General features: G+C 71.5%; 14 protein-coding genes. 2 read left to right on the forward strand and 12 right to left on the reverse strand.

Annotated elements, in window-relative coordinates:
* Window positions 1-26: 26 nt before the first annotated feature.
* Genes GPA22_RS05740 through GPA22_RS05750 form a run of 3 tightly spaced genes read right to left on the reverse strand, consistent with a single transcriptional unit; the run spans window position 27 to window position 3,585 of the window.
* Window positions 27-1,292, reverse strand: coding sequence for a hypothetical protein (locus GPA22_RS05740; protein ID WP_169255143.1), 1,266 nt, complete (start codon window positions 1,290-1,292; stop codon window positions 27-29).
* Window positions 1,293-1,326: 34 nt separating this feature from the next.
* Window positions 1,327-2,415 (reverse strand): transposase family protein, encoded by a 1,089-nt coding sequence (locus tag GPA22_RS05745; RefSeq protein WP_169255144.1) that lies wholly within the window; start codon window positions 2,413-2,415, stop codon window positions 1,327-1,329.
* A gap of 12 nt (window positions 2,416-2,427) precedes the next feature.
* The gene (locus GPA22_RS05750) at window positions 2,428-3,585 is read right to left on the reverse strand and encodes a hypothetical protein (protein WP_169255145.1); all 1,158 of its coding nucleotides are present in this window, start codon (window positions 3,583-3,585) and stop codon (window positions 2,428-2,430) included.
* A gap of 552 nt (window positions 3,586-4,137) precedes the next feature.
* Here GPA22_RS05750 and GPA22_RS22900 point away from each other — a divergent pair.
* The gene (locus GPA22_RS22900; protein WP_211168956.1) at window positions 4,138-4,689 is read left to right on the forward strand and encodes a helix-turn-helix transcriptional regulator; all 552 of its coding nucleotides are present in this window, start codon (window positions 4,138-4,140) and stop codon (window positions 4,687-4,689) included.
* A 52-nt stretch (window positions 4,690-4,741) separates the two neighbouring features.
* Here GPA22_RS22900 and ubiT read toward each other — a convergent pair whose 3' ends face one another.
* The 4 genes from ubiT to GPA22_RS05775 all read right to left on the reverse strand — a co-directional run bounded on the left by ubiT (window position 4,742) and on the right by GPA22_RS05775 (window position 8,145).
* A complete protein-coding gene (ubiT, locus tag GPA22_RS05760) occupies window positions 4,742-5,245 on the reverse strand; it encodes a ubiquinone anaerobic biosynthesis accessory factor UbiT (protein ID WP_169255146.1) in 504 nt (167 codons plus the stop codon).
* Between the two features lie 23 nt (window positions 5,246-5,268).
* Window positions 5,269-6,165, reverse strand: coding sequence for a U32 family peptidase (locus GPA22_RS05765; protein ID WP_169255147.1), 897 nt, complete (start codon window positions 6,163-6,165; stop codon window positions 5,269-5,271).
* A gap of 5 nt (window positions 6,166-6,170) precedes the next feature.
* The gene (gene ubiU, locus GPA22_RS05770) at window positions 6,171-7,184 is read right to left on the reverse strand and encodes a ubiquinone anaerobic biosynthesis protein UbiU (protein ID WP_211168957.1); all 1,014 of its coding nucleotides are present in this window, start codon (window positions 7,182-7,184) and stop codon (window positions 6,171-6,173) included.
* 139 nt (window positions 7,185-7,323) lie between these two features.
* Window positions 7,324-8,145 carry an ABC transporter substrate-binding protein gene (locus GPA22_RS05775; RefSeq protein ID WP_169255149.1) on the reverse strand — a complete coding sequence of 274 codons (822 nt, stop codon included), beginning with the start codon at window positions 8,143-8,145 and terminating at the stop codon, window positions 7,324-7,326.
* Window positions 8,146-8,479: 334 nt separating this feature from the next.
* Between GPA22_RS05775 and GPA22_RS05780 the strand changes: the two genes are divergently transcribed.
* Complete coding sequence (locus GPA22_RS05780; RefSeq protein WP_169255150.1) at window positions 8,480-9,583, forward strand: substrate-binding domain-containing protein; 1,104 nt, start codon at window positions 8,480-8,482, stop codon at window positions 9,581-9,583.
* A gap of 13 nt (window positions 9,584-9,596) precedes the next feature.
* Here GPA22_RS05780 and GPA22_RS05785 read toward each other — a convergent pair whose 3' ends face one another.
* The 5 genes from GPA22_RS05785 to hcrC all read right to left on the reverse strand — a co-directional run bounded on the left by GPA22_RS05785 (window position 9,597) and on the right by hcrC (window position 14,915).
* The gene (locus GPA22_RS05785) at window positions 9,597-9,941 is read right to left on the reverse strand and encodes a hypothetical protein (protein WP_169255151.1); all 345 of its coding nucleotides are present in this window, start codon (window positions 9,939-9,941) and stop codon (window positions 9,597-9,599) included.
* 130 nt (window positions 9,942-10,071) lie between these two features.
* Window positions 10,072-11,064, reverse strand: a complete 993-nt coding sequence (locus tag GPA22_RS05790; RefSeq protein WP_169255152.1) for an XdhC family protein — start codon at window positions 11,062-11,064, stop codon at window positions 10,072-10,074.
* 1 nt (window position 11,065) lies between these two features.
* Window positions 11,066-12,055: a 4-hydroxybenzoyl-CoA reductase subunit beta gene (gene hcrB, locus GPA22_RS05795; RefSeq protein WP_246264101.1), complete on the reverse strand. Its 990-nt coding sequence runs from the start codon at window positions 12,053-12,055 to the stop codon at window positions 11,066-11,068.
* On the reverse strand, window positions 12,052-14,442 hold the full coding sequence (gene hcrA, locus GPA22_RS05800; RefSeq protein WP_169255153.1) for a 4-hydroxybenzoyl-CoA reductase subunit alpha: 2,391 nt from the start codon (window positions 14,440-14,442) through the stop codon (window positions 12,052-12,054). Before hcrA ends, hcrB begins: the two co-directional genes overlap by 4 nt.
* Window positions 14,439-14,915, reverse strand: a complete 477-nt coding sequence (gene hcrC / locus GPA22_RS05805; RefSeq protein ID WP_169255154.1) for a 4-hydroxybenzoyl-CoA reductase subunit gamma — start codon at window positions 14,913-14,915, stop codon at window positions 14,439-14,441. The genes hcrA and hcrC overlap by 4 nt, the downstream gene beginning before the upstream one ends.
* Window positions 14,916-14,938 lie beyond the last annotated feature (23 nt).

Genomic DNA, 14,938 nt, shown 5'->3' on the forward strand with positions numbered 1-14,938 from the left:
TCGTGGTGAGCAGGGGCGGGCCTGCGTTATGCGACGCGCCGCAGCGGCGTGCGCTGCAAGCCCGTGCCGTTGAGCTGTTCGATGACGCGCCGCGCGAGCGCGGCGGCGGTGATGCGCCCGCGTCCCAGCGCGTAATGCGCGGCGCTGACCAGGTGGCGCGGCGCGAGTTGCGGCCGCCCGCCCGCCTCGATCTCGCGGGCGCCTGCGCGGATCGCCACCTCGTCCTCGCGGGCGAAGGGGATGATGTCGACCAGCGCGCGCTGGGCGAGATTGCGCCGCGTCTGGAAGGCGATCTCGTCGACGACGTCGGGAATGAGCCGCGGTGCGCTGCTCATCAGCGGCGCGGGGATGCGGTGGCCGCGCTGCGGCCGGTAGAGGCCCTGCCACGTGCGGAGCAGCTTCGTCGCGTCGCCGGTGAAGCCCATCCGCCGCATCATCTCCGCGAGCAGGTACACCCGCAGGTAGGCCGTGGGATGGGCGCCGCCGGGGCGATAGGTCATCGTGCGCGGCTGCGGGTGGGCGAGGAAGTCCGCCATGCCCCATGCGGCCGCCGGTCCGCCGAGCAGGATCGCCGCCAGATCGGCGAAGATCTCCTTGTGCCAGCGGCCATACACGGTCGCGAGGAAGGGGTCGCGCGCACGGCCCATGATCCGGCGCAGCACCGCCTGGCGGTTCTCCTGCCAGATGCCGAGGTCGGCCTGCAGGTTGTGCGCGACCTCGTGCAGGAACACCGACTGCCACGGCTGGTCGCGATCCCAGGGGATGCGGATCAGCGGGAAGGGGTTGGCCTCGCCCAGCAGGCGCGACAGCTGCACGCCGCGGCGCATCGTCGCCGGCGAATAGCCGTGTTCCATGTAGCACACGGGTTTCAGCAGCGGCGTGTCGAAGATGCGCGGCGCGGCCTGACGGATCGCCTGGTAGCAGTCCTCGGCGATCGCGTCGTGGGCGGCCAGCGCCGGGCCGAAGCTCGTGCCGCGCTGCGCGAACACTTCGTAGAACATCCCGAACAGGCGCCGCGCGCGGTCCAGTTCGCGCTCGACCAGCGCGATGTCGATCAGCACGCGCTGCGGCGGGCGCCGTTCCCAGCCCTCGTGCAGGGTCGCGAAACGCGCGCGGATGCGCTGCTCGACGGCCGCCAGGTGTTCGTTGGCGACCTGGACGTGGCGGGGCGAGGGCGCGTACGGCATGTCCTGCGGCCGCAAGCCGACGAAGGCATTGTCGATCCGCGCGAGCCGCGACAGGCGGGCCGACAGCCCGTTGATCTTGGCCCGGAGAAATTGCCGCAGGTCCATGATGTCCGCTCCCGATGGCGCCCGGTTTCCCGGCTCAGCGTCCGCGGATCGTGATCGTCACCGGCCCGTGCAGGCGCATCGTGCGCACGCCGCAGCGCGGGCAGCCGCCGACGATCGTCGCCGGCGCGCGTCGCACCGGGGTCGTGGCCGTGGCGGTGACGACACGGCGTGCCACAGGGGCGATGGTGCGGGCGATCACGCGCGCCGCCTGTCCGCGCGGCGTGGCGCGTTGCGCGGGGGCCACCAGCGGGCGCGCGAGGCGGCTGACCGCCTGCGGCTGGCGCACCACCTGCTGCGCGACGCGCTGCACCACGCGACCGGCCGCGCGCGGTGCGATGCGCCGGCGCTGCACGATGCGGCGCGTCGCCCGCACGGCGCGTGCGACGGCCCGCGCGGCCGGGGGGCCCTGGCGCCGTGCCGCGGTGCGGACCGCACGCGCGACGCTGCGCACCACGGCGCGGCGCACCTGCGGGGTGGTACGCGCCACCGCCGGCAGGGCGCGGCGCACCACCATGCCCGCGAGCACCGGCGCCGCGGCGTCGATGCCGTCCTCGTCGAGGCCGTCGACCAGTTCGTCGAACACCTCGAATTCGTCGGCGCCATCGGCGAGCAGGCGGCCGGCGACGTTGGCGATGCGGCCGATCAGCTGCGCCTGCGGGATCGGCAACATGCTCGCGATCGGCCCCACGACGCGCGCGACGCTGCCGACGCCGCGGCCGACACTGCGGGCGATGCGCCCGAGGCGGCGGAAGAACTCGTCGCCGTCGGCGGCGTCCATCGCATCGGCCACGACCTCGTCCATCGCGTCGGCGCCATCGGCCGCATCCCAGCCGTCCGCCGCGTATTCGTCCCATTCGTCGGCGGCGTCGCCCGACTCGTACTCGTCCGCTTCGTCGTATTCGTCGAAGCCCTCGCCGCCGCCGCCGCCGAACAGGCCTGCGGCGACGCGCCCGACCCCGCCGAGCAGGCGGCCGAGGAACTCGTCGTCGCCTTCGTCGCCATAGTCCTCGGCGTCGTACGCGTCCTCATCCATTTCGTCGTAGGCATCCATCGCCGTGCGGCTGGGGCCTTCGGCTGCCTCGTCCATGAGGTCGTCCATCACATCGGTTTCGAATCGGTCCATGGTGGTCTCCTTTCAGCGGCTGGGATCAACGGGGGTGATCGTGAGGATGGCCGGCCCGTTGATGTGGAGGGTGCGGCGCGAGTCGATGCCGCTTGTCGGCATACCGTGGCCGATGTCCGTGGGGCGTGCGAGCGGCCGCGGGGGGCGCGCCTGGGTCAGCGTGCGGACCAGGCGCGGGTTCTGCGCGACGCGCCGGGCGGCCTGCGGCAGGCCGCGGCGCACGATCTGCACGGCGCGCTGCGGGGTGGGCGCCTGGCGCTGTGCCACGCGCGCGGCCGAACGCGCCAGGCGCGGCAGCGCGCGGACGGCCTGCGGTCCGCGCGAACGCACCAGCTCGCGTGCTGCCGCGGCCACGCCCCGCACCAGCGCGCGGCGTGCCGCGAGCGACAGCTGGCCGACGTTGCGGAACCCCAGCCCGCGCGCGGCCGCGCGTGCCGCGAGGGCGACGGCGGCGGGCAGGGCCTCGTCGATGCCGTCCTCGAGGTAGAGGTCGGCCATCGCGTCGAAGGCCTCATCGGCGCCCTCGCTCTGACTCAGCAACTGGCTCAGTTGAGCGAATAGGCCTTGCGCGCCGCCGGCCGCCTGACCGAAGGAACCGGCCAGCCCGCGGGCGTGGCCCGCGGCGCGTCCGACGCCTTGCGCGGCGTGACCGATCTGCCCGAGTGCGTTCGCCGCGCCCGGGGCGCCGAGCATGCCGGCAAGCCGCGCCGCGGCCATGGCCGCGGGCGACACGGCGCCGGCTGCCTGGCCGACGCGTCCGGCAACCCGCCCCGCCTGGCGCGCGAGACCGCGGGCGCGTCCGGCGACGCGGGCCGCGCCGCCCAGGCCGCGGCTCATGACGCCGGCGGCGCGTCCCAGCCCGCCCAGCAGGCGGCCGAAGAACTCGTCGTCGGCCGCGTCGAGCGCATCGGCGACCTCTTCCTCGAACGCGTCCCACAGCGCCATGTCGTCGACGCCCTCGTCCCCGCCTTCGCCGAGATCGACGGCGGAATCGCCGAGGTCCGCGGCCGCGTCGCCGGACAATTCCTCGCCGGCGGCGTCGTACTCGGCGGCAAACAGATCGGAACCGAAGTCCGCGCCCGCGTCCGCCTCGTCGAAGCCTGCGGTCTCGTCCATGCCGTCGCCGACGGCATCCGCGTCATCCATCAGGTTGGTGTCGAATGGTCCCATCGCATGCCTCCGCAATCGATCCGGCCGTGAGGCGGGGACGTGCAGCCCGCCTGGACGCGGACCCGAACCCGCCATAGCTGCACTCTAGGCGGGGCCGCCAGAGCGCGAAATCGCCCGTTGCCGCTAGTGCGACGGGGGGCGCCGCGATGCGCCGGCGCCTTCGGGCGGGCACGGACGGGCGCCGCGAAACGGGTGGGCGCGGACGCGGTCGCTCAGGCGTGCTAGCCGAAGTCGGGTAGCCGCCTATACCGTTTTCTGAGGGCTTGCACTTTGTCGGTGCATATGCCAAAAAGACAAAACTTCATACCAAAGGGATGCGCCGCGCCTCCCGACAACGCGACGGGTCGCCCCGGTTTTCGGTCGGTGGGGACGTTTCGCCGGTGCGATCGTGGTTCGGCGCCGGGCATCCGGTGCGCAAGCGCGTGTCCCGTGAGCGAGGACGTTGCGGGGCGAGTCCGTGCGCGTCTTTCATGCGGACTGGCAAGGAGGAGGAGTCATGCAGCCTGGATCCTGCAGGGCCGCGCATCGGGCGTCGTCCGGTTTCGCGCCAGCGTGCTCGCCGTGACCATCGGGCGCGAGGATGAGGTCTGGCCGATCGCCGGCAGGCATGGCCGTCGGGATGGGGCGGAATCCGCCTGTGGCGACCCCCCGCGGGAAATCGGCCGGATCGAGCTCGCCGGCCGCATGTGCCGCTTCCTGCTGGTCGATGGCGTGATTCCCGGCCACCGCGCCATTGCGGGGGACAAGGGCGTACGGCTGACCTACGCGGAAGGCGAGATTGCCCACTTCGACTTCGAGGGGCACCGCTACGCCGTGGTCGCGGATCCCGCCGCGCCGGCCGGGGCGGACGCGCCGCGCGATCCCGTCGTCGACAATGCGCCGCCCGATATCGCCCGGGTGCTGACCAGCCGCGAGCTGCAGATCGTCCAGCTGCTGTGCATGGGCTATCTCACCAAGCAGGTGGCCGACCGGCTGCGCATCAGCGAATTCACCGTCCGCTCCTATCTCAAGACGGTGTACGCGAAGCTGGGGGTGCGTTCGCGCGCGGCGCTGGTGTTCCGCTACATGAAGACCTTCAACGGCGGCAACGAGCGCGTCGACTGAAGCGTCGGCCGGCCGAGGTCGCCGCGCGCGGCCGGCGCCTCGGGCGGTTGCGTCAGTGCGCGCCGAGCGACTGCTGCGGGCGGTGGCGCGTGAGCGGGTTGAAGCGGCGCAGCACGCTCGCCGGCGCGTATTCCGCGCGCAGCGCGTCCCAGTCGACCGCGTCGAGCGTGTTCTTCACCAGCAGACCGAGGTCGGTCGCGCCTTCCATCAGCAGGCGGCGGCCGAAGAACAGCGTGTCGGGATCTTCCTCGCGCAGCGCGAGCGCGATGTAGTCGCGCACGTTGGCGGTCAGCGTGAGGTCGGGCTCGCCGCCGCTCGCCAGCGGCACGAAGCCGCGCGGGCCGAGCGTGAAGTCGAGTGTCAGGCCGGCGTCGCGCACGCGCATGCGCAGGTGGCGGCCGGTCAGCGGCTCGAGGTCCTCGCGCGACAGCACGCGGCCGAGGGCGAGGTTGAGCGCCGTGGTCAGCGCCAGCGTGGGCGGGCGCTGCGGCAGGTGCGACGCGAGGCGCGCGAGCGGCGCGGGGAGCGTGAAGGCGGGGATGCGGAAGCTGCTCATCGGGGCACTCCAGGAAGACGGATTCAGGCGGAGACGTACTGTTCGACGCCGGGGCGGCCGTGCCAGAAGCCGTTGCACGGCTCTTCGACCATCAGCGTCTTGCTGCGGGCGAAGGCGTCCTGTGGCGACAGCGTGCCGGCGATGGCGTCGCGGAAGAGTTCGAGCACGCTCACGGTGTTGTCGCCCTGCGGGCTCACGCGCAGCACCTGCGCCGTCTCGCGCAGCGTCGGCAGGTCGGCGAGGAGGTTGTGCACGCGGGCGGACTGCGTCTGCACGCCGTTCAAGGTCAGGAAAGGTTCGCCTTCGCGCGTGCGCAGCACGAGGCCGTCCTTCATGCCGAGGCATTTGAACTCGCAGGTGTCCTTCTGCAGGTTGAAGTGGCGGGCGGTGAAGCAGCGCGCCGAGTGCGCGAGCGGCAGCCGCCCCCAGGCGAGCACTTCGGTCTCGATCGCGGGCGCGCCGGAGGCGAGGAGTTCCGCGAGCACCGCGCCGGACATCTCGGGCGGCGCCATCCAGCGCGTCGCGCCGGCATCGGCCAGCATCGACAGGGTCGGCGGGTTGAAGATGTTGAGCGTCGGGCCGGCGATCCAGTCGCGACGGCCGGCCTTGGTCAGCAGGTTCACCGCCGACATGTCGTTGGCTTCGACGCGGAACTCGTCCTGCGCGACGATGCGGCGCAGGGCCTTGAGGTCGGATTCGGACTCGATCAGCGACTGCGAGGACAGCACGGCTTCCTTGCCGGCGGCCTTGAGCATCGCCGCGACGTCGAGCCAGTCTTCGGCGCGCAGTTCGTGGCGGCGCGAGCACACCGTCTCGCCGAGATAGACGATGTCGGCGGGGCTTTGCGCGACCTGTGCATAGAAGTCGAGCGTCTGCTGGCGCGACCAGTAGTAGAGCAGGGGACCCAGGGCGATTTTCATGGTGTTCACTTCCACGGCCGGTAGTACGCGCCGAGCGTATGGCTGCGGCCTTCGGAAACCTTGTCGAGCTCGGCGATCCACGCCGGCTGCACGGCAAAGCTGTCGGCGTCGCGCATCACCTTGTCGATCGCCTCGCGCCACACGCGCGTGACCTGGCCGACGTAGGCGGGGCTGCGCTGGCGGCCTTCGATCTTGATCGCGCGCACGCCGGCGCGGGCGAGGTCGGGCAGCAGCTCCAGCGTGTTGAGGCTGGTCGGCTCCTCGATCGCGTAGTAGGTCTCGCCGTTCACGTCGAAGCGGCCCTTGCACAGCGTCGGGTAGCCGGCGCGCTCGCCGTCGTCGAAGCGGTCGATGAGGATGCCATTAAGGCGCGTTTCCATGCCCTGGGGCGTCTGTTCCCAGCGCACGTGCTTGCCCGGCGAGCAGGCGCCGTTGCAGTTGGGCGATTCGCCGGTGGCGTAGGCGGACAGCGCGCAGCGCCCTTCCACCATCACGCACAGGCCGCCGAAGCCGAACACTTCGATCTCGACCTGGGTGTTGGCGATCACGTGCTGCACCTGCGGCAGCGACAGCACGCGCGGCAGCACGGCGCGCTGGATGCCGAAGCGTTCGGCGTAGAAGTTGATCGCCTCGTAGGTGGTCGCCGAGCCCTGCACGGACAGGTGCAGGCGCAGCTGCGGATGCTTTTTCTGCGCGTAGGCCATCAGGCCGGGGTCGGCGACGATGATCGCGTCGATGCCCATATCGGCGGCGCGATCGACGGCGGCGGTCCAGCCGGCCCAGTTGCCGGCCTGCGGGTAGGTGTTGAGGGCGACGAGGACCTTGCGCTTGCGGTCGTGGGCGTAGCGCACGCCTTCGGTCAGCGCCTTGGCGTCGAAGTTCAGGCCGGTGAAGTTGCGGGCGTTGGTCGCGTCCTTGAAGCCGAGATAGACGCAGTCGGCTCCATGGTCGACGGCCGTCTTTAGCGCCGGCAGGCTCCCTGCCGGGCAGACGAGTTCGATTTTCGTATTGGAGGTCATGGCGGGGGTTGGGGAAAAAAGCTCCGCAACCATAGTTCGCCAGCGTCCGGCCCGCGTTGACGCGAATCAAGGGGCGTGCCCGCGGGCGGCAGAAAAGCCGCGGGCGCGGCCGGTGCGTGGGCCCGCGGCGGGGCCTCCGCTACTTGGCGGCGTTGGGGAAGAAGAGCTGCTCGCCGCCGATCTTGTAGTCGGCGATGGCCTGCTGGCCGGTCGGCGAGACGATCCAGTCGATGAAGCGCTGGCCGGGTTCGCGCTTCACGTGCGGGTGCTTCGCGGGGTTCACGAGGATCACGCCGTACTGGTTGAAGAGGCGCTTGTCGCCCTCGACGGCGATCACGAGATCCTGGCGGTTCTTGAACGACAGCCAGGTGCCGCGATCGGCGAGGATGTAGGCGCCGAGCGAGGCCGCCATGTTGAGTGCGGGGCCCATGCCCGAGCCGGAGTCTCGGTACCACGGGCCCCTGGCCTGTTCGAGGTCGATGCCGGCGAGCTTCCACAGGCGCAGTTCGGCCGCGTGCGTGCCGCTCTTGTCGCCGCGCGACACGAAAGGCGCCTTCGCGGCTTCGACCTTCTTCAGCGCGTCGACGATGTCGTGGCCGCCGGCGACTTTCGCCGGGTCGGCTTTCGGGCCGACGAGGATGAAGTCGTTGTACATCACTTCCTTGCGCTCGACGCCGTAGCCTTCGGCGACGAATTTCTCCTCCGCGGCGCGGTCGTGCACGAACACGACGTCGGCGTCGCCGCGGCGCGCGGTGTCCAGCGCCTGCCCGGTGCCGAGCGCGACGACGCGCACCTTGATGCCCGATTGCTGCTCGAAGCGCGGCAGCAGGTGGCCGAAGAGGCCGGACTGTTCGGTCGAGGTGGTCGACGCGACGGTGATGAACGGGTCTTCGGCGTGGGCGCCGGCGATGCCCAGCAGGCAGGCGCAGGCGAGCAGCAGGGGGCGGAACAGACTGGCCATGAAAGGGTCTCCGTGGAGTTGTTGTGATTGGGTTGTGATGGGCGGATCGCGCGCGGCGCGCGCGTGCAGCAACCCTTGTATCAAAAGCCGCGCGGCCGTGGGCGAACGGCAGCAGATGCGGGTTGCGAGCTTATGCAGGTGATTGCATAGGTCCATCCGTCATTGGCAGGGCGTGGCGACCGGCATGACCGGGGCGTCGAGCGGTGCGTCCGTCGCGGGGCGCGGCCTGTCGGCACAAAGGCATGTTGCTTTTTGTCGCGTGCTGCGCCGCGCTGCGGGCGGGCGGGCGTGGCCGGGCCGGCGAGCAGGGGCGAATTTCGGTTAAGCTCGTTGCATGGGCGTGACACTCGATTACCGCTTCGCCGCCGGTGCCGGCAACCCGCAGCCGGGCGGCCCCGTGCAGCTGGGCAATCCGCTGACGGCGATGCTCGACGCGATCCGCGTGCAGGGTTCGATCGCCAAGGCGGCCGGGCAGCTGGGGGTGTCGTATCGCCACCTGTGGGGCGAGCTGCGGCGGCACGAGGCGGCCTTCGGCCAGGCGCTGATCGCCGGCGGGCAGGGGCGCGCGGCGCGGCTGTCGGCGTTCGGGGAGCGCTTGCTGTGGGCCGAGAAGCGCGCGCTGGCGCGCCTGCTGCCGCAGGCCGAGAGCCTTGCCGGCGTGCTCGATCGCGAGCTGCGGCTGGCGGTCGATCCCGGCCTCGAGGTGGCGTCCGTGGCCGCGAGCCACGACCTGCTGTTCGGCGGGCTGCGCGAGGCGCTGCTGGGAGCGGCGCGCGTGCTGCTCGACGTCGAGTACGTCGGCAGCACGCAGGCGCTGCAGCGGCTCAACGCGGGCGGCTGTGCGCTCGCGGGCATCCATCTGCCGCTCGACGACGATCGCCTGTGCCGGCGCGGCTCGCGCATTCATGCCGCGATCGGGCGCGAGCTGCGCCTGGGCGTGCACAAGCTGATCCGCTTCGCGCACCGCGAGCAGGGTCTGATCGTCGCGCCCGGCAATCCGCGCGGACTGGCGGCGCTCGCGGACCTCGCGCGGCCGGACGTCGTGTTCGTCAATCGCCTGAAGGGTTCCGGCACGCGCCTGGCGTTCGACGAGCTGCTCGCGCGGGCGCACCTGTCGCCGAAGGGCATCGCCGGCTACGCGACCGAGGAGCACACGCATCTGTCGGTGGCGGCGCAGGTGGCCGCGGGGAGCGCCGATTGCGGCTTCGGCCTGCGCGCGGCGGCGCAGCGCTTCGGCCTCGATTTCGTGCCGCTGGTGCGCGAACAGTACTTCCTCGTGTGCCTCAAGGAGGGGCTGGCGTCGCCGGCGATGCGGGCCGTGCTCGAGGCGTTGCGCGGCGACGCTTTCCGCCGTCTGGCCGAGGCGCAGGCGGGCTACGATGCCGCCGGTGCGGGCGAGATCGTGTCGTTGCGGCGCACGCTGCCCTGGTACAAGTAGACGCCGGACGGATTCAGTAGAGCTCGGGGAAGCGTTCGAGCCAGAACCAGTCGACGGCCAGCAGGAGGGCGACGATCAGCGTCCAGGTCGCGAAGATGAAGCTGCCGGCTGCGGGAATGGCGAGGCCGGAATGCTCCAGCGCGCTGCCGGCGGCCATCGCGAGCAGCGTCAGGAAGCTCCATTTGGCGACGAAGCCGGGCAGGTAGCGGCGCATCGCGCGGTTGTGGCGGTAGGCCTGCTGGCGCTCCAGGCGGCCGCCGCGCGTGACGTCGCGGAAGTACTGGAAAGGCCACAGGTAGCGATACAGCAGGTAGGAGAAGGATGGCGCCGCGCCGTGCCCGTTGATCTGCGTGCCCATGTCCCCCTCCCTTCATCGCATCGCCGCCCGCGAATCGCTACTTTGATCCCTCCCGCTCGAAACGTCACCGCCGCGCACAGGAAACTTACGCTTTTCACCCGGTGCAGCGCCGATCGGGCGAACGCCCGCGTCATCGTGCGGGGCAGGCGTCGCCGACCGAGGCGGGGCGGGTTGCGGCGGCGACCAGCGTGACGCCGTTGCGGCGCGCGGTGAGGTCGGCGAGGATCGCGAGCGCGATCTCCGGCGGGGTGCGGCTGCCCAGCGGCAGGCCGACCGGGCCGTGCAGGCGGTCGACGTCGGCGTCGGTGAGGTCGAAGAGCTTCAGCCGTTCGCGCCGGCGCTCGCTGTTGGCGCGCGAGCCGATCGCGCCGACGTAGAAGGCGTTGGTCTTCAGCGCATCGATCAGCGCGAGATCGTCGAGCTTGGGGTCGTGCGTCGCGCCGATGATCACGGTGCGGCGGTCGGGGCGCAGCGCGGTGACCGCGTCGTCGGGCATCTCGGTCGTGATCGTCGCGCCGGGCACGGCCCAGCTGTCGCGGTATTCCTCGCGCGGCTCGCAGATCGTCACCTGGTAGTCGAGCGCCAGCGCGAATTCCGCGACGTAGCGCGACAGCTGGCCGGCGCCGATGATCAGCATGCGCCAGCGCGGGCCGAAGGCCGACACGAGCGTCCTGCCGTCGAACACGACGGCGGCGTCGGGGACGTCGCCGAGGAGGTCGACCGCTGCCGTTTCGAGGTCCACGCGGCGCGCGACCATTTCGCCGCGTTCGATCGCGGCGAGCGTCTCGGCGAGGCGGTTGCCGGGAGCGAGCGGCTCCAGCACCAGCTCCAGCTTGCCGCCGCAGGGCAGGCCGAAGCGGCGTGTCTGCTCGGCGGTGATGCCGTAGGTGAGCTGCTCGGGGCGCGCGGGGCGCTCGGTGCGCAGGCGGTCGAGGAGGTCGTCCTCGATGCAGCCGCCGGATACGGAGCCGACCAGGCGGCCGTCACCGGCGATCGCGAGCAGCGCGCCTTCGGGCCGCGGCGACGAGCCCCAGGTGCGCACGACGGTCGCGAGCGTGACCGGCACGCCGGCCTCGTCCCACGCAACCGCCTGGCGCAGCACTTCGAGATTGACGCTGTCCATGTCAGCCTCCTTTGGCTTCATCCCACAGCCGGCGCACGAGCCGCTTCGCCAGCACCGGCGTCGCGCGGCGGCGCCAGGGCACGCTCATCAGCGTCGTCTCCATCGGCTGGATGCCGCGCTTGACCTGACGTTCCATTGTAGCCAGCGCCGCGTCGTCGAGCGTCTGCCCGACAAGCTCGTCGAGCCCGGCGATGAGCTCCGGTCGCGACGACACGCCGGTGCAGGCGATGCGCAGTTCGGCGAGCGTGTCGCCGTCGCGGCGCAGCACCACGGCGACGCCCGCGAGCGGGAAGTCGATCGCGCCGCGCACGCGGAGCTTCGCGTAGGCGCTCGCGCGGCCCGCGACGAGCGGCACCGTCACCGCGACGAGGAGTTCATCCGCGCCCAGCGCGAGCCAGCGCATGCCGTCATCGACGTAGAGCTCGGCGAGCGGCAGGCGGCGCGCGCCCTGCGGGCCGAGGAGTTCGACTTCGGCGCCGAGCGCGAGCAGGGCCGGTGCGACGTCGCCGCTGAAGGCCGCGTAGCAGCGGCTCGACTTCGGCGCGACGCGGCAGGTGTCGCCATCGAGCTTCATGCAGAACTGGTTCGCGGCGCGCCAGTGTTCGCTCTGGTTGAAGTACTGGCAGCGCGTTTCGAGGCACAGGTTGCCGCCCAGCGTCGCGGCGCTGCGGTGCGTCGGGCCGGCGACGGCGAGTGCGGCCTGGGCGAGCGCGGGCAGGCGGGAGACGACGATCGGGTCGGCGGCGAGCGTCGCGAGCGTGACGCCCGCGCCGATGTGCAGGCGCTCGCCGTCGCGGCGCAGCTCCTTCATTTCGGCGACTGCGCCGAGGTCAATCAGCGCCTCGGCGCCGCCGAGGCCGCGGCGCATGTTCGGCAGCAGGTCGGTGCCGCCCGCGATGAAGCGGCTCGCCGGGAATTCGCCCCGCAGGCGCACGGCGTCGGCGGCGCTCGCCGGACGGAAGAAACGGAATTCGGACAGCGCGCCCATCATGCTTCTCCTTTCGCGGTGGCGGTGGGGTTTGCCGCAGCCGCGGCGGCGGGTCTGGGGTTGCGGTTGAGCGCGTCGAAGACGCGGTCGGGCGTGAAGGGCGTCTGGCGGATGCGCGCGCCGGTCGCGTCCTCGACCGCGGCGGCGAGCGCCGACAGGAAGCCGGAGAGCGGCCCTTCGCTCGCTTCCTTCGCGCCGAAGGGGCCGTTCGGGTCGATGCTCTCGACGATATGCACGTCGATCTCGGGCGACTCGGCCATCGTCGGCACGCGGTAGTCGAGCATGTTCGCGGCCTTGTGGCGACCGTTCTCGTACACCGTCTCTTCGCACAGCGCCTGCCCCATGCCCATCCACACCGCGCCCTGCACCTGGCCTTCGACCGACATCGGGTTGAGCGCGAAGCCGCAGTCGATCGCGGTCCACACCTTGTCGATGGTGACGGTGCCGAGCTCGGTGTCGACGCTCACCTCGACCGCCTGCGCGGCGTAGGAGAAGCCCATCGTCGAGCCGACCGCGCCGCCGCGCTGCTTGCCGCCCTGGAACTCGGGCGGGCAGGTGAAGGTGCCTTTCGCCGTGATCGTGCCGGTGGCGACCAGCGCTTCCTCGACGACGTCGGCGAAGGGGATCTGGCGCGAAGGATCGCCGACCACGGCCGCCGCTTCGCCCAGCCAGTCGACTTCCGCTTCGCTCACGCCCAGCCGTTTCGCCGCCGCGGTGACAAGGATGCGTTTGAGGTTCTCGGCGGCGTCGAGCGCGGCGTTGCCGACCATGAAGGTCACGCGCGACGAGTACGAGCCGTTGTCCTTGGGCGTGATCGCCGAATCGGTGGCGATCAGGCGGATGCGCGAGTAGTCGATACCGAGCACTTCGGCGACGACCTGCGTGATGATCGTCGACGACCCCTGGCCGATGTCGGATGCGCCGGTGAGGATCGTCACGCTGGCGTCGAAATCGACTTTCAGCACGATCACCGCGTGCGGTTCGCCCGACCAATGCACGGGCTTCGCCGAGCCGCTGACGAAGTGCGAGCAGGCCATGCCAAGGCCCCGCTTGATCGGGCCGTCGCCGACAAGCTTGCCGCGCCGTTCGCGCCAGCCGGAGGCCTGCTCGACCCAGTCGATGCACTCGGGCAGGCCGTAGCTCATCACTTTCAGGCCGTTGATCGTGTCGGTCGGGGCCTTCAGCAGGTTGCGGCGGCGCACGTCGATCGGGTCGAGGCCGAGCTCGCCCGCCATCGTGTCGAGCAGCGATTCGAACGCGAAGCGCGCGTTGACCGTGCCGTGCCCGCGCATCGCGCCGCACGCCGGCGTGTTCGAATACACGCGGTAGCCGTCGTACTTCACCGCCGGGATGTCGTACAGGCCGTTCAACAGCGCGCCGGCGTAGAGGATGGTGACGAGGCCATAGCCGCCGTAGGCGCCGCCGCGTTGCACCATCTCGGCCTCGCAGGCGGTGACGCGGCCGTCGCGGGTGAGGCCCAGCTTCATGCGGATGTGGGTTTCCGGGCGGCCGCGATGGGTCAGGAAGGCTTCCTCGCGCGTCTGCAGCAGGCGCACGGTGCCGCGCGCGGCGCGCGCGAGGAGCGCGCAGATGACCTCGAAGTTGAGCGCCTCGACGCGGTGGCCGAAGCCGCCGCCGACGAAGGGCTTGATCACGCGGATGTGCGCGGCTTCCATCTTCAGGCAGCGCGCGAGCGTGAGATGCACGTAGTAGGGCACCTGCGTCACCGACCACAGCGTGAGGTGGCCGCGCTCGACGTCCCACGCGGCGAGCGCGGCGTTGGGTTCCATCATCGCGTGATGGACTTCGGCGCACTGGTAGGTCTCCTCGCGCACCAGGTCGGCGGCGGCGAAACCGGCCGCGACGTCGCCGAACTCGTTATGCACCTCGCGCTCGATGTTGCCCGGCTTGTTGTCGTGCAGCAGCACCGCGTCGGGCTTGCGCGCGTCGGCGGCGCTGAAACAGGCCGGCTGTTCGCGCACCTTGACGCGGATCAGCGCGAGCGCGGCGTCGGCGGTGGCCTCGTCGACGGCCGCCACCGCCGCGATCGGGTCGCCGTGGTAGCGCACGCGGCCGCGCGCGAGCGGGAATTCGTTCTGCGCGATCGGGATCACGCCGTAAGGCATGTCGCAGGCGTCGCCGGTGATCACCGCGCGCACGCCGGGGAGCTTCTGCGCCGCGCTGACGTCGACTTCGAGGAGCTCGGCATGCGCCCACGCGCTGCGCAGGATCTTGCCGACCAAGGCGCCGACGGCCGGCAGGTCGGCGGTGTAGCGCGCAGCGCCGGTCACTTTCTCGACGCCGTCGACCAGCGGCAGGCGGGCGCCGACGCCGTGCGCTTCGCCGCCGGCACGCCCGACGCGGGGCAGGATGCGGTCGGGGGCGTTCATGCCGTCACCTCGCCACATTTCGACGCGGCCTCGACCGAATCGACGATCTTCACGTAGCCCGTGCAGCGGCACAGGTTGCCCGCGAGCGCGGCGCGGATCTCGTCGCGCGACGGCTGCGGATTGCGCCGCAGCAGCGCCTCGGCCGCCATGATCATGCCCGGCGTGCAGAAGCCGCACTGGCTGCCCAGATGTTCATGGAAGGCGCGCTGCAGGCGCGACAGGTTGCCCGCGGTGCTCAGGCCCTCGACGGTCTCGATGCTGCGCCCTTCGACGCTGTGCGCGAGCGTGCTGCAGGCGAGGCGCGGCACGCCGTCGACCAGCACCGTGCAGGCGCCGCACTCGCCGCCGTCGCAGCCCTGCTTGGTGCCCGTGAGGCCCAGCGTGTCGCGCAGGTAGTCGATCAGCAGCGCGTTCTCGGCCACGGCGTCCTCACGCAGGCGGCCGTTTACCGTCAGTGTCAGCAGTTTTTTCACATCGCCTCCTGTCCCGCGGGCAA

This window comes from Aromatoleum toluvorans (assembly GCF_012910905.1).
Classification (GTDB): domain Bacteria; phylum Pseudomonadota; class Gammaproteobacteria; order Burkholderiales; family Rhodocyclaceae; genus Aromatoleum; species Aromatoleum toluvorans.